Below are 19,590 nucleotides of genomic sequence, written 5' to 3' on the forward strand. Positions count from 1 at the left end.
TTGAGAGCTTCACCAGGAAACCCCTCAGCACTACCCTTTCAGATCAAGGTGCCCCTTTAACCCATCACCACGGACCTTCATACTCACGGGCCCTCATGCCCGCGGCGATTATTTTTAGCTATTTCTCCATGAGCGCCTTTGCCAGAGCATCATCAAGAACCAAGTCAGTAATCGCACCCGTACGCAACGCACCACGCAAAGCACGCACACGGTGAGTACCGGACGCGACGCAAATACGGCGCGGAATACGAGCCAGCTCCTTCGGAGTCGGACCGGATGCACGCTTATTCAGCTCCAAATCAGCCCAGGAGCCGTCCTCACGCAGAAGAATCGTACACATATCCCCCACAACGCCCAGCTCACGCAGCTGACGCTGCTCCTGCGCCTCAAAATAGCCACCCGAATACACGTGAGAAGGGATAGGTCCACCAAAAGCACCCACGCCAAAAATAGCGAGGTCAACATTCTGCTGGGCATGCAGATTCTTCTGCACGCTACGCTCACGCCACATGGCGGTCTTGGTGTCCGCATAGTCAAAGAACGCGGGAACCGGAAAATGGATAGTCTGCGCATCATAGGCATTCACCAACTGCCCCAGCAAGGAACCCAAGTACGGAATACCCGAATGGTGCGCATTACCGGCGCCGTTCATCTGCACGACAGTCACGCCTTTCAGAGGACGACGCGGCAGATGACGAGAAATCTCAGTCATCGTTGAACCCCACGCCACACCCAGGCTCGTTCCATTATCAATCAGGGAATCAAGGAGAGCCGCCGCGGTACGGGATACCTGACTCATACGGGCAATGGGGGTAGCATCCGAACGGACATTCACGAGAGTAACGCGCACCTTATAGCGCTCACCGATGCGGCGCTCAAGCTCGCTGCGGGCACGGAAGGAATCATCTAGACGGATCTGCACCATGCCGCTTTCACGAGCACTTTTAAGCAGACGTGACACAGTGGCTCGAGAGACCCCCAGACGGGCCGCGATAGCGTCCATCGTCATGTTGTGAATGTAGTAAAGCTGCGCTGCCTCGTAGGTATGGTTAGCGCGTTCGTTCATCTGCCACAGACCCCCAGTGAAAATCCGTTCATACTGCTTGGTTATTATTTCACCATTGGGTTTTACTAAATGCAAGATGAAACCCCCACGCCGCACAAGCGGCAATACAGGAAAGAGCAGTACATGAGCTCCCAGCACATTGCACAGCAGTCTCAGCTGACCGCCGAGTCCCGCGCCAAGGCGCTCAAGAGCATGGTCAACGAAGAACTCGACATCTTGGTCGTCGGCGGCGGCATCACCGGTGCAGGCATTGCCCTCGACGCAGCAACCCGCGGTCTGCGCACCGGTATCGTCGAAGCAGGCGACTGGGCTGCAGGCACCAGCGCATGGTCCTCCAAGCTTGTTCACGGCGGCCTGCGCTACCTCTACAACCTCGACTTCAAGCTCGTGACCGAAGCACTGACCGAGCGCGGCCTGCTGCTGAACAAGATCGCACCCCACCTGGTGCACGCACAGCCCTTCCTGTGGCCCCTGAAGATGCCCGTCATCGAGCGCGCATACTCCGCAATCGGCATCGGCATGTACGACACCCTCGCATTCCTCGGTTCCCGCGGCAACAAGGGCGTCCCCTCCCAGCGTCACTTCACCAAGACCGGCACCAAGGCCGTCTTCCCCGACATCAAGGACTCCGCATTCAGCGGCGCAATCCAGTTCTACGATGCACGCGTTGACGACGCACGCCTCGTCATCGACGTCGTCCGCACCGCTGCAGGCTACGGCGCACTGGCTGCATCCCGCACCCAGGTTGTCGGCTTCACCAAGGATGCATCCGGCCGCGTCATCGGCGCAGAGCTGGCAGACTTGGAGACCGGCGAGCGCCTGAACGTACGCGCAAAGCACATCATCAACGCAACCGGTGTGTGGACCGAAGAGTCCGAGTCCCTGGCTAACCCCGATGCAGGCCTGGAGGTTCTCGCATCCAAGGGTATCCACATCGTGGTTCCTCGCGACCGCATCAACGCAACCAGCGGTATCTTCACCAAGACCGAAAAGTCTGTTCTCTTCATCATCCCCTGGCAGCGTTACTGGATCATCGGTACCACCGACACCCCCTACACCGAGGACCGCGAGCGCCCCGTCGCAACCAGCAAGGACATCGACTACGTCCTGATGCAGGCGAACAAGCTGATCGCTAACCCGCTGACCCGCGAAGACATCATCGGCACCTACACCGGCCTGCGCCCGCTGCTGCAGCCCAAGGTAAAGGACGGCGCAGCATCCACCAAGGTTTCCCGCGAGCACACCGTGACCGAGGTTGCACCCGGCATGAGCGCAATCGCAGGCGGCAAGCTCACCACCTACCGTGTCATGGCTGCCGACGCTGTCGACTTCGCGCTGGGCGAGCAGGCTAAGCAGAACCCCTCCGTGACCGCCAACATCGGCCTGGTCGGTGCAGACGGCTACCACGCAATCGCTGCTAACCGTGCACGCTACGCAGAGCGTTACGGCTGGGATGAGGACCGTATCACCCACCTGCTCGAGCGTTACGGCGCGCAGATTGAGGACCTCGGCGCTCTCATCGACGCTGACCCGTCCCTCGGTGCTCCCCTGGCTAAGGCACCCCAGTTCCTGCGTGCAGACGTCGTCTTCGCTGTCCGCTACGAAGGTGCACTGCACCTGGAGGACGTTCTGGTCCGCCGCGTACGCCTCGACCTCGAGCAGCGCGACCGCGGCCTGGCAGCAGCAGACGAAATCCTCGACATCATGCGTGCCGAGCTCGGCTGGGACGACAAGAAGGTCAAGGAAGAGCGCGACCTCTACGCCGCACGCGTGCAGGCTATCCGCGAGGCGGAGTCCACCTCCACCGACGCTGAGGCATCGGCAAAGATTGAGGCTGTCACCCCCGTGGCACCTCGTGTGAAGCTCTAATCCTTAAAGATTCCACACATACCTTTCGTAACCGATTATTTGGTACGAACCGACCGTTCACCCCTCACCGAGCATGGGTTATCTCATATTTTCGGTGAGGGGTGGACGAGAGGTTAAATAACCGTTTACGATAATCCCATGCATAAGAAGCAGCGAGCTAAATACAGGGTTAACCCACTGGTACGATCTGCTTCTCAACCAGAAACATCTATCAAATTTTCGTAGCAACCGCTACACATTTCAGCACAGCGTTGTGCCCCGATCCGCCCGTGCGGTGAGGACGCACGGGAACACGCAAGCAAAGGTTCGCTTGCCTTCCAGACGCTTCGTCTTCAAGGAGCATCAATGTCTCTTCTTGCTTCCGCAGGAACTGTACTTGCAGCCGGCTCTTCCGCTCTCGTGGATGCATCCGGCGCCCCCACCACCCTCGGAATCTTCGCTTCCGAGTTCTTCGGTACCTTCATCCTGATTCTGCTCGGTGCCGGCGTATGCGCCGCAGTGACCCTCAAGAAGTCCTACGCTAAGGACGCAGGCTGGGGTGTTATCACCTTCGGATGGGGTCTGGCAGTGTTCACCGCCGTGTACCTCTCCTTCCATTCCGGTGCACACCTGAACCCCGCAGTGACCGTCGGCCTGGCAACCGCAGGCCGCGACCTGGCAACCGGTGTTCCCGCAACCGCAGGCAACATCGCCCTGTACATCATCGCTCAGATGCTCGGCGCAATGGCCGGCGCAACCGGAGCGTACCTCACCTACAAGAAGCACTTCGATGAGGACCCGGGCGACCGCCTCGGCATCTTCGCAACCGGCCCCGCCATCAAGTCCTACGGCTGGAACTTGCTCACCGAGATTATCGGCACCTTCGTCCTGATTGGCTGGATCATCGCATCCGGTAAGACCCCCAGCGAGCTCGGCCCCCTGGCTGTTGCCCTGGTCGTTGTATCCATCAGTATGAACCTCGGTGGCGCAACCGGTTCCGCTATCAACCCCGCACGTGACCTCGGCCCCCGTATCGCCTACACCTTCCTGCCCATCCCCGGTAAGACCGGCTCCAACTGGTCTTACGCATGGGTTCCGGTTGTTGGCCCAATCATCGGCGCTATCCTCGCAGGCCTGATCGTTCCGGCAGTTCTGCCCCTCTAAACCTCTCTAATACCCCCGTTCTTTTGTTCTAAGGAAAAATCAATGACGACTTCTCTGCACTCCGCAACCCTCAACGTCGAACGCAAGTACATCCTCTCCATCGACCAGGGCACCACCAGCTCCCGCGCGATCCTGTTCAACAAGGCGGGCGAGAACGTGGCTCAGGGCCAGCTCGAGCACGAGCAGATCTTCCCCAAGGCCGGCTGGGTCGAGCACAACGCAACCGAGATTTGGCAGAACGTCCGTAAGGTCGTAGCAATGGCTATGGCAAACGGCGAAGTCAACCACCACGAAATCGCTGCAGTCGGCATCACCAACCAGCGTGAAACCACCGTCGTGTGGGACAAGAACACCGGTGAGCCCGTCTACAACGCAATCGTCTGGCAGGACACCCGCACCCAGGAAATCGTTGAAGAGCTCGCAGGCGAAGAGGGCGTTGGCAAGTACCACGACATCGTCGGCCTGAACCTCTCTACCTACTTCTCCGGCCCCAAGATCAAGTGGATCCTGGACAACGTTGAAGGCGCACGCGAGCGCGCAGAACGCGGCGACCTGCTCTTCGGCAACACCGACACCTGGCTGGTCTGGAACCTGACCGGTGGTGTTGACGGCGGCGTTCACGTCACCGACGTAACCAACGCATCCCGTACCCTGCTGATGAACATCCGCACCCTCGAATGGGATCCGCAGATCGCTGCAGACATGGGCATCCCCATGAGCATGCTGCCCGAAATCAAGTCCTCCTCCGAGGTGTACGGCTTCGGCCGCGCAACCGGTCTGCTCGCAGGCACCCCCATCGCGGGTATCCTGGGCGACCAGCAGGCTGCAACCTTCGGTCAGGCTTGCTTCGAGAAGGGCATGGCGAAGAACACCTACGGTACCGGTAACTTCATGCTCATGAACACCGGCAACGAGCCCGTCTTCTCCAACAACGGTCTGCTGACCACCGTCGCATACAAGATTGGCGACGCTGCTCCCGTCTATGCTCTGGAAGGCTCGGTCGCAATGAGCGGCTCCCTAATCCAGTGGCTGCGCGACAACCTGCGCATGATTGAGCACGCTGCAGAGTCTGAGGAACTGGCTACCTCCGTCAAGGACTCCGGTGGCTGCTACGTTGTTCCCGCATTCTCCGGCCTGTTCGCACCGCACTGGCGTTCCGACGCTCGCGGCGTCATCGTTGGTCTGACCCGCTACGTGAACCGTGCACACATCGTGCGTGCGGCACTGGAAGCAACCGCATTCCAGACCCGCGAGGTTCTGGACGCAATGAACGCTGACTCCGGTGTTGAGCTCTCCGAGTTGCGCGTGGACGGCGGCATGACCGCTAACGAGTTCCTCATGCAGTTCCAGGCTGACATCCTCGGCGTTCCCGTAATCCGCCCGAAGGTTGTTGAGACCACCGCTCTGGGCGCAGCATACGCTGCAGGTATCGCTGTTGGTTTCTGGAGCGGCAAGCAGGACGTTGTGGACAACTGGGCTGAGGACAAGCGCTGGCTGCCCTCCATGGAGCCCGCAGAGGTTGACCGCCAGTACCGCCTGTGGAAGAAGGCTGTCTCCCGCACCCTCGAGTGGGTTGACGAGGACGTTCCGACCGCCTAATCGCAGCACCCGTTGCCTGACGGCACGGCCCGCGTACTAGCGAAGCCCCGGTTGCTTCTCCCCCGCTATGGGGTTGAAGCAGCCGGGGCTTTTCGCTGTTTTATGACGCTCAATTCAGCGTTTATTGCGGCGTAATTTCTACAAAAATTAGTGCTAGGGTACCGTTGGTTTTTGTAAATTTGGTATCTTCCGCCGATCACCTGGCGCGGTGTTGTTCGTGAGGTGTCAGTACCGCACAGGACGCGTACGCGACATATTCATGCGCTGTCCTGACAGGAATTGACGGTTCGCGCTGATACTTTATTTACGTTCCCGTCCGCCACGGTGCTTCACGTACTGCGGCGGACGGACTTTTATCTCTTGTTACTGGGTTCTCTGCATTAACGATGAGTGGGGTTCGCTTTTCGTGTTGCAGTTCTCGCTGTAAAAATCACTGGTTTTATGCCCCTTGTTGAGATACCCGTTTACATGTTGTGTGGGGTTGGTCTAACAGCGTTTGTTTGCCTTTGATGTCCACTTCAAGCGCCGTATCATAGATATATAGGCTTATTGATTCTATTCTGGTCGCCGAAGATGGCGGTTGGTTATGCATCTGGCACCTTCCGGTGGTCGTGAGAACGGAGAGAGGCTCCGTTGGAAGGAGGGAGCGGGTTTCCCGCACCGATTATGGTTGATGTCCGTCGCCGCAAGCTTGCAATTATTGCTATGAACGTTTCGGTTCTTGCAGCTGCTCTCTCCTGGCTGTTGGTGCTCTTCTCTGTCATGTATTCTCCCGCAGCTGTACCGTGGGCTCTGGGCGTTGCTATCGTACTGACTGTGATTGGCGCCTACGCACTGTACCGCTACTACTCCAAGTACTCGCACGTGCTCCCGAACGAGGACCCGGATACGCACGATGTGCTCGGTCACGACCTGCACTCGACTCACCTGCCGCATCTGCACCACACGGAGGGCAACGCTGATGGAGTAGCCGCTAAGTAGCGAGCTTCTTATCCCCTAGACAGCATAAATGTGCCGCCTCACCAATACCGGTGAGGCGGCACATTTACGTTATGGTCAGGGGCAGAGGCCGGCCCTGCACTCAAGATTATTTCTCAGCGGTCGGGTCAGTACTTTGACGCGCTTCAGCTTCGGCTCTGGCTAGTTCTGCCTTTTTATTCTCCTGGACTATCAGAGCGTTATATTTCCAGCCGGGGATTCGTTCAACAAGCCACCCAACCCAGAGGAGCGCAGCGGTAATGAGAGCGACCGGAATCAGGTAAATGAGGAAGCTCGGGTTGCGGGTGTGGTCTGAGGTGCTCCCCGCGCTGAGTTCCCACAGCGCAATGATTGGTACCGCCATTATGGGCATCACTATAAAAAGGATGAGGGCATAGTAAATGCCCATCATGCTACCGGGCCTACCTCTATTTATACGAGCTTGGGTAACGGCTCTGTCCAGGCGTTTGTATTCCTCCAGAGTTTCGCCGTCTAGAAGCGAAGCGTCAGGGATTTTGGCCATGACGTACTGTACGGCTTCAAAATCTGAGGGCGAGCAAATAAAGATATGCCCCTGGGACATAACGGTGTATTCTTTCGCGATGTTGAGGCACGCCTGCGCGTAACGGTTATTGAGCTCTCGACTCTCCGGGTTTTCCTTGAGTTCCCGGCGGAGGTCTTTCAGGTCTTCCATGTTTCTCCTTGCAATTTCAGTCGTCGTTGAACCCAACGTTGGGGTACGAGAAACACAGGTCATCCCCCACCCGGTGCGGGGTGGAGAAGCCGGAGTATTGAATTGCGGTGTATCGGTGTGTACTTCACAGAATGCCAGCTCTTGGGGCTCAGACAAAATTGACCGGGCATCCTGAGATGTTTCAACGGCGGTGCATACATCTCATATATAGCGGTCAGTTATAGACAAAACCCGCTACGGGTACGGTACGGAGGTGCCCCTCCCCTATGATGGTTGAAAGGGATATTTACCTCTAATACCATCTGCAATACACGCCTACGAGCCAACGAGGAAGAGCATGACCAAAGCGACCGATTCGCCGCAGCCGCCGGAAGCGCTCGCGCGCTGGTACACTCGCTATTCGAGCCCCGTCGGCGTGCTCTACCTTGCCGCCCGTGCGGATGCGATTGTGGGCATCTGGTACGAGGATCAGGCGCATTTTCCGCTCCCCCATGAGCTCGGTGAACTAATCGAGAATCCCGTCACCTACCTACGGGAGCACGGCGCTGCAGAAGGTGAAGAGCCAGCCGATGAGTATGCTGCGGCGCAGCTGCTGTCCCGCGCTGAGGTGGAGCTCTCCGAGTACTTTGAGCGCAAGCGCACTTCTTTTACGTTGCCCCTAGATCCTGAGGGCACCGATTTTCAGCTGATTGTATGGGAGCATCTGAAGACTGTTCCTGCCGGGTACACCACCACTTACGGTGAGATTTCGCGTGCGGTTGGTCCCGGTGCTCCGGCGCAGGCGGTGGGTCAGGCGGTCGGCCGCAATAAGGTTTCTATTATGATTCCGTGTCACCGCGTTATTGGTGCTGATGGTAGTTTGACTGGCTACGCTGGCGGGGTTGAACGTAAGCAGTTCCTTCTCAATCTGGAGGAGCCGGAAGAGGTGCGGGAGGCGCGGCTCTTCTAGCGATGTCACCCGGCGGTGATTGAGACTTGTCAGAGGGCGGAGCGTGCGTCGGATGCGGGCTCCGCCCTTTGTCGTACCTATTTTCGGTTTCGTTGCTCTGCATCACGACACATAATCGAATATACTTGCGATTTACTCACGCTAGAGCTACTGTTTAAGTAGAACATGCTTCCGAAATACTCGGATGAGCTCAGCACTCTCAGAGAGGAGAAACCGTGACCTCGCAACCTACTATTCCCGCCGACCCCCTCGAAAACGCCCCGAGCTACCCCACGTGGGTGACCGATGAGCTTCTGCGCGACTACTACGACACCGAATGGGGCATGCCCGTCACCGATGAACGAGGACTCTTCGAAGCCCTGAGCCTCGAGGCTTTTCAGGTGGGGCTCTCGTGGCGCACGATTCTTGCCCGCCGAGAGGCATTCCGCCGCGTTTTCGAGGGTTTCGACCCCGAACGCGTGGCTGCGTTCACCGACCATGATGTTGCGCGGCTCCTCCAGAATGAAGACATTATCCGTAACGAGAGGAAGATTCGCGCGGTCATCTCCAATGCACGGCTGACCCTGCGGATGCGCGAGCTTGCCGCAACGCCCCGTGACGCCTCCACGGAGGATATTCGTCTTCCCCTTATCGCGCCCTCTTCTACCCCGGCCAAAGAGGATAGCAGCGAGGCGGCAGACACTCGCCGCCGTCGGGTTCGCACCCTGAGCTTCGAGGATCTGGAACGGATGCGCGAGCGCACCCTATCCGACGGCACGCATGTACCGGGTGGGCTGCCGGCGTGGCTGTGGTCCTTTGCGCCGAGCGAGACTATCGCACCGCTCACCCAGAACGATATTCCCACCGATACCCCTGAGTCCGCGCTTCTTGCCAAATCTTTTAAAACTCTAGGAGGCGTGTTCTTGGGTCCGGTGACCGCTTATGCGCTCATGTGCGCGGTCGGTATGGTGGATGCGCACCTGGTGGACTCGCATCGGCGAGGCTGTTCGGGGCTCTTTGCCTAACTCGCTTGGCGTGCTCGCCTCCAAGGGCGTAGAAAAGCCGCGTGTTACTTCGTTAAAGTAAGCACGCGGCTTCTATACGTTGAGAGGTTCCGCTCTGAATTAGATCGTCACAGGATTAGATCGTTACAAAGAGGAAAATCAGGGACAGCAGCGGCGGGGTCAGCTGGATTAGCGCGGGCTTGCGCTTTGCCGGGGAGGTGAGGAACAGGTAGATACCTGCGATTGCCATAGAGCCCAGGCCTGCGAACATGAGTGCCACGCCGACCTGCGGGGAGCCGAACCAGAAGGCAAGTAGACCGGTTGCGGCAATCCAGGCGAGCATCAGGTTGTACAGGCCCTGGTTTGCTGCCATCTCCTTGGTGGATTCGGCGAATTCTTCGGTCATGCCGAAGGTTTCGCGGCCCTTGGGCTTAGTCCAGAGGAAGGATTCGATGATCCAGATGTACACGTGAATAGCGATTGCTACGAAGGCAAAAACGGTGGTGACCGTTGCGAGTGCCTGCATTATTTCTCCTTAAGCAGTAGGTGTTCTATGAGGCACCTGCCCGTTCTTTATTCTGGAGCACAACCTGTGGTGATGTTCAGAATCATGCGGGAGCAAGCACAAGAAGTAATTCTACGCTTCTTCCGGGCTTATCGGAACTTCCCTGAATATGCGTAGAACCCCTCGATTCGTCGTCTGCAGAGAAAATTGCAGGGTTCTCATCGAGGGGTTTCTTACGCGGGGTTACGCCGAATCCGGTATTGGCCTTTAGCCCATCATGAGTGAGAGAGCAAAGGACCAGACGCAGACCAGGCCCAGCAGAATAGCGCTGTACTTAATGGACATGGAGGTAATCTTCGATTCCTCGCCGGCACTGTTCACAGCCGCCGCCGCAATCGCGATGGACTGCGGGGAGACGATCTTGCCCATCACGCCACCGGCGGTGTTTGCGGCCACGAGCAGGGTCGGGTCAACAGCAATCTGGGCTGCGGTGGTGGACTGCAGACCCGCGAAGAGCACGTTAGCGTTCGTCACGGAGCCGGTCACGAACACGCCAATCCAACCGATAATCGGGGACAGCAACGGGAAGACCGGGCCGGCTGCCGCGAGCGCGAGCGCAATGGAGGTGGTCATACCGGCATAGTTCATGACGTTTGCGACGGACATGACCAGGCAGATCATGAGGATCGGCATCTTCAGCTGGTTCCAGGTACCGCCGAGTTCTTCAAAGGCTTCGCCCCAGCTGATCTTCGAGGTCAGGATGGTGATGAGTGCCGCCACCAGAATTGCGGTGCCGGATGCGCCCAGGGTGTTCCAGGAGAACATCGCGGTCACGGTCTTGCCGGCACCGGTGGTGATGGCTTCGTGAATGCCGGGGATGGGGAACGCCAGGGTTGCGGCGCCGAGCAGGCCGTTGGTTGCGAAGATCGGCTTCAGTGCGGTGGACCAGAGCAGGATGGTTGCGGAGAGGAAGATGAAGGGGCTCCACGCCTTAACGATCTCAGCGCCGGTGTGCTTGACGCCCTGCTGCGCCTGAACTTCTTCGAGGCTGGGAGCGGTAGGTTCACGGTAAATGTGCTTGGGCTGCCAGGAACGCATGACGAGTGCCAGCGCTACCAGGGACAGCAGCGGCGGGATGATGTCGACCAGTTCGGGCGAGCCGAGCAGTATCAGGATAGCTGCCTGACCGCCGGAGAAGATCACGCCGGTCATGAGCGCTACGAGACCGACTTCGCGGATGCCGCGCATACCGTCCTGGATTGCGATCATCAGCACCGGCACGATTGCCACGAAAATCTGCAGTACCGGTACCATGCCTGCGGACAGGTGTGCGGTGTCCAGGCCGCCGACCTTAGCTGCGGTGGTCACGGGGATACCGATAGCACCGTATGCGCCGGACGCGGCGTTGGCTACCAGCGCCAGCATGGATGCCTTGAGGGGGTTGAAACCCAGAGATACCAGCAGTGCAGCAGAGATAGCGATCGGGATGCCGAAGCCTGCCGCGCCTTCGATGAAGCCGCCGAAGCAGAAGGCAATCAGCAGCACCTGGATGCGCTGGTCGTTTGAGATGGAGGAGACGGAGGAGCGCACGATATCGAAGTTACCGGCGCGCACGGCGATGCGGTAAAGCCACACAGCCATCAGCACAATCCAGCCGATGGGCCACATGCCCGAGAGGAAGCCGGAGAGGATGGAGCCGGCACCTGCGGTGATGGGCAGGCCGAAGACGGCGCAGCCGATGATGAGGGTGGTGCCGAGGGTCAGCAGTGCTGACTTGAGGCCACTGAGTTTCAGGACGGTCAGGCCCAGCAGGAAGAGGATGATGGGTACTGCTGCGACCAGTACGGAGAGCACCGGTGAGTTCAGCGGGTCGTAGGTTTGCTGCCACATAGGGCGGGTGTTCCTTTCGGTCTGTGCGTTTGTTGCGGTTGCTTCTTCCGATACGGCTCCTGTGCTGTATGGAAGCGCTAGGCCGCATAAAACCGATGGGTTCCTCCGCTATGTGGCGGAGTGACCCATCGGTGAAGCGTTATGGTCATCAGTTCCCAGGGGTTGAAGTTGTTCCCTGGTTTTAACTGAAAGAAAGCGGGATTATTCCCGCTAACTAGGTGCTCATGACTTTATCTGTCTAAGCTATCAGGTCTCCCTCATGAGTTCAGGATAGGATAACCTTAAGTGTGCACAAACGATATTTATGTGCATATTTACACTCCCCGGTATTCGCCCCTAACCGCCCCCCCTCGAGCCATCAGCTAGGCATCCCACCACATGCCCCCTAACAAGCCCAGATAACGTAAAAGCCCCCTCCTACAAAAGAAGGGGGCTTTTGCTAAACCGTGTCGCGGGTACCTCACCTTTCAGAGAAGGTAGGTTACACGCATCAGGTACTCACGCTATTTACAGGCCGACCAGGGACAGGACGTAAACCCAAACACAGGTGATAGCCAGCAGTGCTGCACTGTACTTGATCGCCATGGAGGTAATCTTGGATTCCTCGCCGGAGCTGTTCACTGCAGCAGCTGCAATTGCGATGGACTGCGGGGAAACAATCTTCGCCATCACACCACCGGCGGTGTTAGATGCAACCAGCAGGGTCTGGCTGACGCCAATCTGCTGTGCGGTGGTAGCCTGCAGGCCAGCGAAGAGGATGTTGTTGTTCACCACGGAGCCGGTCACGAACACGCCAATCCAACCGATGATCGGGGACAGCAGCGGGAAGATTGCGCCCACAGCGGCAACAGCCAGCGCGATAGAGGTAATCATACCTGCGTAGTTCATGACGTTAGCAACGGACATGACCAGGCAGATCATGAGGATCGGGGTCTGCAGCTGCTTCCAGGTGCCGCCGAGCTCCTCGATAGCCTCACCCCAGCTGATGGAGGAGGTCAGGATGGTGATGATGGTAGCCACCAGAATTGCGGTACCGGATGCGCCCACAATGTTCCAGGTGTAGGTCACGTCGATAGGCTTGGGGGTTGCAACAATCGGTGCCGCCTGCGAGATGCTCTGGTGCAGCCAGGGCAGGGGGAAGGAGATGTTGGTGAAGCCGAGCGCGCCCTTAGCAGCGAAGAGGGGCTTCAGAACGGTGGACCAGAGCAGAATCACGACGGACAGGTAGACGAAGGGGCTCCAAGCCTTGAGGATTTCGCCACCGGTGTGCTTGACGCTCTGCTGCGCCTGGACTTCTTCCAGGGAGGGAGCGGTGGGCTCGCGGAAGATGTGCTTGGGCTGCCACTTCTGCATGACCAGTGCCAGAGCGACCAGTGCCAGCAGCGGCGGGATGATGTCAACGAGCTCGGGGTTACCCAGGGTTGCGAGCAGAACGGACTGGCCGCCGGAGTAGATAACGCCAACCATGAGAGCTACCAGACCGACCTCGCGGATACCGCGGATGCCATCCTGAATAGCAACGAGCAGTACGGGGATGAGCGCTGCCATGATCTGGATAACCAGGACCATTTCGATGGACAGTGCGTGCAAGTCCACGCCACCGCGGGTTGCAGCGGTGGTCACGGGGATGCCGATAGCGCCGTATGCGCCGGAGCTCACGTTAGCAATCAGTGCGAACATTGCGGCCTTGAGCGGGTTGAAGCCCAGGGACACGAGCAACGCAGCACAGATAGCGATCGGGATACCGAAGCCTGCAGCACCTTCGAGGAAGCCACCGAAGCAGAATGCAATCAGCAGCATCTGGATGCGCTGGTCGGTAGAGATGGAGGAGATGGAGGAACGAACGATTTCGAAGCCGCCGGAACGCACGGAAATGCGGTAGAGCCACACTGCCATGAGAACGATCCAGCCGATGGGCCACATGCCCGAGAGGAAACCGTAGAGGATGGAGCCGGCACCTGCAGTGACGGGCATACCGAAGATAGCGCAACCGATGAGGAGAGCTAGAACGAGGGAGATAACGGCAGATTTAATACCGCTGAGCTTCAGGACGGTGAGGCCCAGAAGGAAGAAAATAATCGGGACTGCTGCTACAAGTGCGGAGAGCGCGCTCGAGTTCAGCGGGTCGTAGACTTGCTGCCACATGGTTTATTGCGTTCCTTTCCACGCCCACGGGGGCGGGATCGAGTTGTGCCGTAAAACCTTCCCAGCGACGCTTGTGGCGGCGTGTGTGCCGTGTGTTGCAGGTGCGTGCACCTAGCTGTTTTATGCGTTATGGGCGCTATCCTCTGGGGATATATGCCTTCACTTGGGTTCGTGTTGGTTTTGCGGCTATGAAATTCAGTGTGTATGAAGTCGTGTTTTAGTCACAGAAACCTAAATATTCCTTGATTTGTCAAGGGAAATTCAGTGCCAAAGCTAAAATTTCTGACCGCTAAAACGCGATTCCTTGTGTACCCAATGTACCACCCATCACCCACAAAATCGGGCATATTCCAACATTTAGATTCAAGCTCATAATTGCAACCTAACCTAAAGCCCACCCCGGATTGAGGGCTTACCCAACCTCCCTCCCCCGCTATTACAAGGGAACAAGGGCCCACCAAAGCCAACCAGAGCACGCAGCGCCGCGGGAACAATCAAACCGACACACCCCAGCTCCGCACCATCAATCCCCGCAAACCCCTAAACGGCATACAAAAAAGCTCCGGAAGGAAAACCTTCCGGAGCTTTATCTGTCGGGTTGACAGGATTTGAACCTGCGACCCCTTGACCCCCAGTCAAGTGCGCTACCAAGCTGCGCCACAACCCGATTCGTTATTCACGATATTGTTTTCAAGGTTTCCCCTGAACACTCGAATAACTATACCGGGCTTTTAACCCCCGCGCAAGCCAGAATCCCTATTTTTAGAAAAAATCTTAAAAATCTTTTCCTCACGGATTTTTCGTGCAGATTTTCCGCACAGAATCCAGCGCGCGGGAGCCAAGCCTAGCACAAGCCTAGCAAGGGAGCCAGCCCAGCAACACGGCACCAAGCAGGTACGTACCGCTACTAGCGGCGGCCGCTCTTGCCCTTCTTAGCCTTCGCGCTCTGACGCTCACCCAGGGAACGGCGCTCACGCACACGCATCGAAATCTCAATCGGAGTACCCGTGAAATCAAAAGTCTCACGCAGACGACGCATAATGAAGCGACGGTAACCCGGGTCCAAGAAGCCGGTAGTAAAGAGCACGAACTTCGGCGGACGCGAAGACACCTGAGTACCGAAGAGAATACGCGGCTGCTTACCACCACGCAGCGGGTGCGGATGCGCGGCCACAATCTCGCCCAGGAACGCGTTCAGGCGACCGGTCGGAATACGCGAATCCCACGACTCCAGCGAGTGCTCCAGGGCGGGCACCAGCTTGTCCTTGTGCCAGCCGGTCTTCGCCGAAATGTTCACGCGAGGAGCCCACTGCACGTGCGCCAGGTCGCGCTCGATCTCGCGCTCAAGCATGTAGCGGCGGTCCTCATCGAGGGTATCCCATTTATTGAATGCCAGGACCATCGCACGACCCGAATCAATCACGGTCTGCACGATACGCACGTCCTGCTCAGAGATCGGCTCGGAAACATCCAGCAGCACCACGGCAACCTCAGAACGCTCCAGAGCAGTCTGAGTACGCAGCGAAGAGTAGAACTCCGCACCCTTAGCCATGTGCTGACGACGGCGAATACCCGCGGTATCCACGAAACGCCAGGGGTAGCCGCCCAGCTCAATAATCTCGTCAATCGGGTCACGAGTCGTACCAGCCAGGTCGTTCACCACGGCACGCTCAGAACCAGCCAGCTTATTCAGCAGCGACGACTTACCCACGTTCGGGCGACCCACCAGAGCCACACGACGCGGGCCACCCAGCGCCTCCGGCTGAGCAAACTGCGAGTGCTCCGGCATGACCTCAAGGATCTCGTCCAGAGCATCCGCCAGGCCACGACCGTGCAGACCCGACACCGGGAACGGCTGACCCATACCCAGCGACCAGAGGTTATAAATCTCCGGCTCCAGGTGAGCGTCGTCAATCTTGTTAGCAATCAGAATGATCGGCTTCTTCACGCGGCGTAGCATACGCACGATCTGCTCGTCCGAAGCGGTCACACCCACGCGGGCATCCACCACCAGGACCACAACATCGGCCTGCTCCACAGCGATCTCAGCCTGCTCAGCAACCTGAGCATCAATACCGCGAGCGTCAGACTCCCAACCACCGGTATCAACCAGGGTGAAGCTCTTACCCAGCCACTCAGCCTTATAGGACACGCGGTCACGAGTCACACCCGGCTTATCCTCAACCACCGCTTCACGGCGGCCCAGAATACGGTTAATGATGGTCGACTTACCCACGTTCGGGCGGCCAACAATCGCCACTACCGGATCAGCGAGCTGCTCTTCCTCTTCCTCAATGTCGAAACCCCAAGCACCCAGCAGGGCGCGGTCCTCTTCATCCAGGTCGTAGTCCTCAAGACCCTCAAGAAGAGCCTGAGCACGCTGATCAGCGGTCTCATCATCAATCTCAGCGAGGCGCTCGATAACGTCGTCCTCGCCACCGCCCAGGTACTTATCTTCGTAATCGTCGCGGATAGCGTCCTCAGCCATGCGCATTCCTTTCTCTACCCGCCCCACGCCCAACCCGAGGGTCAGCACGCGAGCGCGGCTCAACGTCTTATCGGGAGCGGATGCACCACTCCCCCAGCGTTTCGGCGGGGCCTAGCCCGCGCGCTTCGCCTTCAACTGGTCATTCACAGCGTTAATCACTGCAGAGACCGTCGCATTAAAATCAAGATCCGAGCTGTCCACCAGGGTCACGCCCTCGGCAGCTTTCATAAAGTTATTGACCTTCGAATCCTTCGCATCACGCTCAGCGATCTGCTTGCTCAAGTCACCCGAAGCGCCCGACTTCTCGGAGTTCTCCAGGCCGCGGCGCGCCATGCGCACCTCTTCAGAAGCAGTCAGCAGGATGCGCGCATCAGCGTCCGGAGCGACCACGGTAGTGATGTCGCGACCCTCAGCGACCATGCCGTTAATAGCGTGGTTAATCATCCAACGCTGCAGGCCAATCAGGTGCTCACGAACCGCCGGAACCGAAGCCACAGCAGACACCGCCGAAGAAATGCGCTCGCTACGAATCTCCTCACGGATATCGGTCGAGCCCATCAGAATCTCTTCTTCCTTAATGTTCGTACCGAACACCAGGGGCATCTCCTCGACAGCCTTCACGATCGCCTCAGCGTCGTTCAGGTCAATGCCAAGTTCCAGCACACGGTAGGTTGCGGCACGGTACATTGCACCGGTATCCAGGTACGCCAGGCCAAAGTGGCGTGCAACTTCCTTAGACACAGACGACTTACCGGAACCGGAGGGACCGTCAATAGCAATCGTCAGTTTAGGGTTCTCGTGCATCAGCACTCCTTAAAATTCGTCTCAAACTTTATGCCGGAAAATACAGCTTTAACTCTACTTCACAACACGCCAACCGCGAGCCGACAAATCGCGGACCAGCGCCTCATGAATAGACGGATTGACCGAGATTTCAGCCATACCCACCGGGGCACCCGTCGAGTGCTCCAGACGCAAATCCTCAAGGTTCGCACCCAACTCACCAATCTCGGCAAGCAAACGAGCCAGCGTGCCGGGGGTGTCGTCCACCAGCACCGTCATCTTTGCGAACGCGGCGGGGGCAGTACCGTGCTTACCCGGAATACGGCTCACGCCCGCGTTGCCTTCGCTCATCAGCTGCGCCAAATCCAGGCGAGCGCCGGAAGCCGTCGGGTTCTCCAGCGTCGCGATGAGGCGGTTCAGGTCATCACGCACACCGTAGAGAGTCTGCACAATCGGGTCAGCGTTCGCCGCAAAAATCTGCACCCACAGCGTCGGGTCTGAAGCCGCGATACGCACCGTATCGCGCAAACCCTGACCCGCCAGGGACAGCGCATACAGCGGAGTGTCCTGCAGACGCGAAGCCAACAGCGAGCTCATCGCCTGCGGCACATGAGAAATCAGGGCAACCGTCTGATCATGCTCCTCAACGCCCAGAGAAGTCACAATCGCGCCCAGCTCCACCGCCACAGAACGCACCAGACGCACACACTCGGGGCGAACCGAATTGTGCTCGCAGATGATCCACGGACGCGCCTGGAACAGCTCACCGCGAGCAGCCACCGGGCCAGACTTCTCACGTCCAGCCATCGGATGCGAACCCACGTAACGGGACGCATCCGCACCCGAGGCAAGCACATCAGCCAGCGGCTGCACCTTCACCGAGGCAACATCCGTCACCACGGCGCCGGGGTAGCCCGCCTCCGGTCGAGGCGCATAGGTGTTCAACGCGCGAGCGCACACGGCACCGGCACTATCCGGAGGCGCAGCCACCACCACCAGCTGCGGGGCGAAGGCGGTGCGCTCCTCCTCCGACAGAGTGGAGAAACTTGTACCGGCACCGATATCCTGCGCCACAGCCTCGGCGGTGGGTGAAATATCTTGGACGTACACGTCCTCGCATCCTGCCGCACGCAACCCCAAACCAATAGAGGCACCCAGCAGACCCGAGCCGATAATGAGCACCGGCCCGGTCAGCGTTGAGTCCATGGGCAGCTCAGATGCAGAAAGCTCAGCGGGCGAGCTCATGACAACTCCTTAGCGTTATTACATGTCCACCGAAGCGAGCAGGTGACCGATCTCAACCTTGGAGAGGTTACGGACGGTACCCTGCTTCTGCGAACCGATACGGATCGGGCCCATCTCAACGCGGACCAGGCGCTCAACCGGGTAGCCGACAGCGTCGAAGAGACGGCGCACGATGCGGTTCTTACCGGAGTGGATGGTCACCTCAACGAGCACGTGGCCGGGGGTGGAGTCCACCAGCTTGAACTCGTCAACGCGGGTCACGCCGTCTTCCAGGCGAATGCCCTTCTTCATGGCTGCGCCGACGCCGGGCTCCATCGGGCCGGGAACCTGCACCAGGTAGGTCTTGGGCACCTCGTAGGAGGGGTGGGTGAGGCGGTTCGCCAGTTCCCCGTCGTTGGTCAGCAGCAGCAGACCCTCGGTTTCGACGTCCAGGCGGCCCACGTGGAATACGCGCTCGCTCATGGAGGAACGCAGGAAGTCGGAGATGCAGGGGCGACCTTCGGGGTCTTCCATGGTGGAGACCACGCCGGCGGGCTTGTTGAATGCCATGTAGACGAGCTTGTCGTTGGTCTGAACGGTCATGCCGTCCACTTGCACGGTGACCTTGGAGGGGTCCACGCGCACGCCCAGCTCGGTCACGACTTCACCGTTGACGGTGACGCGGCCTTCGGTAATCATTTCTTCGCAGACGCGGCGGGATGCCACACCGGCCTGAGCCAGCAGCTTCTGCAGGCGCACGCCGTCGTGGTCGTAGAACTCGTAGTGGTCTACCGGGGCGTTGCGGGGGCGGCGGGGGCGGTGCGGGCCAGCGTAGTTGCTGACGCGGTATTCGCCGCGCTCGTTTGCGAAGGCTTCGCCGGAGCGGTAGGGGCGGCCCGGTGCGCGGCGTTCGCGCTTGGGCAGTTCGGTGCCGCGGCCTCGGCCGGAACCTGCGCGGCCTGCGCCGAACTTCTTCTCGCCAAACTTCTTGTCACCGAACTTCTTCTCGCCGAAGCCCTTTGCGCCGCCCTTGCCTGCGCCACTCTTCGGTGCGCCGGGACGACCGCCGCGTGCGGATGCGCCCTTAGCGCCGGGCTTACCGCCCTGACCGGGACGAGCAGCGCCGGGACGGCCACCGCGGGAGTTCTGGGGGCGACCGGATGCAGAGCGGCCGCCGCGGGAGGAGTTTCCATATGCCATGGTGTTCTTCTCTTTTCTGTCGTATAGTGCGAACGTTTCAGGCTTTTCCCGAACGTTCCTTCGTCTTATTGATT

At 58.8% G+C, this 19,590-nt stretch carries 15 protein-coding genes and 1 tRNA gene; 6 read left to right on the forward strand and 10 right to left on the reverse strand.

Annotated elements, in window-relative coordinates; all coding sequences use genetic code 11:
* Nucleotides 1-118: 118 nt before the first annotated feature.
* Nucleotides 119-1,066: a sugar-binding transcriptional regulator gene (locus HMPREF2894_RS05710; protein ID WP_049350373.1), complete on the reverse strand. Its 948-nt coding sequence runs from the start codon at nt 1,064-1,066 to the stop codon at nt 119-121.
* 123 nt (nt 1,067-1,189) lie between these two features.
* Here HMPREF2894_RS05710 and HMPREF2894_RS05715 point away from each other — a divergent pair, with 123 nt between their 5' ends.
* From HMPREF2894_RS05715 to HMPREF2894_RS05730, 4 genes are all read left to right on the forward strand, one after another.
* On the forward strand, nt 1,190-2,935 hold the full coding sequence (locus HMPREF2894_RS05715) for a glycerol-3-phosphate dehydrogenase/oxidase (protein ID WP_049356207.1): 1,746 nt from the start codon (nt 1,190-1,192) through the stop codon (nt 2,933-2,935).
* 345 nt (nt 2,936-3,280) lie between these two features.
* Nucleotides 3,281-4,078, forward strand: coding sequence for an MIP/aquaporin family protein (locus HMPREF2894_RS05720; protein ID WP_070678188.1), 798 nt, complete (start codon nt 3,281-3,283; stop codon nt 4,076-4,078).
* Between the two features lie 42 nt (nt 4,079-4,120).
* Nucleotides 4,121-5,677, forward strand: coding sequence for a glycerol kinase GlpK (glpK, locus tag HMPREF2894_RS05725; RefSeq protein WP_070604565.1), 1,557 nt, complete (start codon nt 4,121-4,123; stop codon nt 5,675-5,677).
* 666 nt (nt 5,678-6,343) lie between these two features.
* Nucleotides 6,344-6,658 carry an N-acyl-D-glutamate deacylase gene (locus HMPREF2894_RS05730; RefSeq protein WP_246827024.1) on the forward strand — a complete coding sequence of 105 codons (315 nt, stop codon included), beginning with the start codon at nt 6,344-6,346 and terminating at the stop codon, nt 6,656-6,658.
* A gap of 106 nt (nt 6,659-6,764) precedes the next feature.
* Here the strand turns inward: HMPREF2894_RS05730 and HMPREF2894_RS05735 are convergent, their stop codons facing one another.
* Nucleotides 6,765-7,349, reverse strand: a complete 585-nt coding sequence (locus HMPREF2894_RS05735; protein WP_049340782.1) for a hypothetical protein — start codon at nt 7,347-7,349, stop codon at nt 6,765-6,767.
* Nucleotides 7,350-7,686: 337 nt separating this feature from the next.
* Between HMPREF2894_RS05735 and HMPREF2894_RS05740 the strand changes: the two genes are divergently transcribed.
* Together HMPREF2894_RS05740 and HMPREF2894_RS05745 are read left to right on the forward strand one after the other, a co-directional pair.
* Complete coding sequence (locus HMPREF2894_RS05740) at nt 7,687-8,298, forward strand: methylated-DNA--[protein]-cysteine S-methyltransferase (protein ID WP_070678191.1); 612 nt, start codon at nt 7,687-7,689, stop codon at nt 8,296-8,298.
* 215 nt (nt 8,299-8,513) lie between these two features.
* On the forward strand, nt 8,514-9,302 hold the full coding sequence (locus HMPREF2894_RS05745) for a DNA-3-methyladenine glycosylase I (protein ID WP_049337518.1): 789 nt from the start codon (nt 8,514-8,516) through the stop codon (nt 9,300-9,302).
* 115 nt (nt 9,303-9,417) lie between these two features.
* Here HMPREF2894_RS05745 and HMPREF2894_RS05750 read toward each other — a convergent pair whose 3' ends face one another.
* The 8 genes from HMPREF2894_RS05750 to HMPREF2894_RS05785 all read right to left on the reverse strand — a co-directional run bounded on the left by HMPREF2894_RS05750 (nt 9,418) and on the right by HMPREF2894_RS05785 (nt 19,516).
* Nucleotides 9,418-9,807, reverse strand: a complete 390-nt coding sequence (locus HMPREF2894_RS05750; RefSeq protein WP_049337517.1) for a DUF1304 domain-containing protein — start codon at nt 9,805-9,807, stop codon at nt 9,418-9,420.
* Nucleotides 9,808-10,053: 246 nt separating this feature from the next.
* Nucleotides 10,054-11,676 carry an L-lactate permease gene (locus HMPREF2894_RS05755; RefSeq protein ID WP_070678193.1) on the reverse strand — a complete coding sequence of 541 codons (1,623 nt, stop codon included), beginning with the start codon at nt 11,674-11,676 and terminating at the stop codon, nt 10,054-10,056.
* Nucleotides 11,677-12,183: 507 nt separating this feature from the next.
* Nucleotides 12,184-13,821, reverse strand: coding sequence for an L-lactate permease (locus tag HMPREF2894_RS05760; protein ID WP_070678195.1), 1,638 nt, complete (start codon nt 13,819-13,821; stop codon nt 12,184-12,186).
* Between the two features lie 593 nt (nt 13,822-14,414).
* Nucleotides 14,415-14,488, reverse strand: a tRNA-Pro gene (locus HMPREF2894_RS05765).
* Between the two features lie 240 nt (nt 14,489-14,728).
* Nucleotides 14,729-16,309: a ribosome biogenesis GTPase Der gene (der, locus tag HMPREF2894_RS05770; protein WP_049340798.1), complete on the reverse strand. Its 1,581-nt coding sequence runs from the start codon at nt 16,307-16,309 to the stop codon at nt 14,729-14,731.
* Nucleotides 16,310-16,420: 111 nt separating this feature from the next.
* A complete protein-coding gene (cmk, locus tag HMPREF2894_RS09150) occupies nt 16,421-17,113 on the reverse strand; it encodes a (d)CMP kinase (protein ID WP_049340800.1) in 693 nt (230 codons plus the stop codon).
* A gap of 54 nt (nt 17,114-17,167) precedes the next feature.
* Complete coding sequence (locus HMPREF2894_RS05780; protein ID WP_049337512.1) at nt 17,168-18,337, reverse strand: prephenate dehydrogenase; 1,170 nt, start codon at nt 18,335-18,337, stop codon at nt 17,168-17,170.
* 18 nt (nt 18,338-18,355) lie between these two features.
* The gene (locus HMPREF2894_RS05785) at nt 18,356-19,516 is read right to left on the reverse strand and encodes a pseudouridine synthase (protein WP_005507699.1); all 1,161 of its coding nucleotides are present in this window, start codon (nt 19,514-19,516) and stop codon (nt 18,356-18,358) included.
* Nucleotides 19,517-19,590 lie beyond the last annotated feature (74 nt).

This window comes from Rothia sp. HMSC066G02 (assembly GCF_001813145.1).
Taxonomy (GTDB): Bacteria; Actinomycetota; Actinomycetes; order Actinomycetales; family Micrococcaceae; genus Rothia.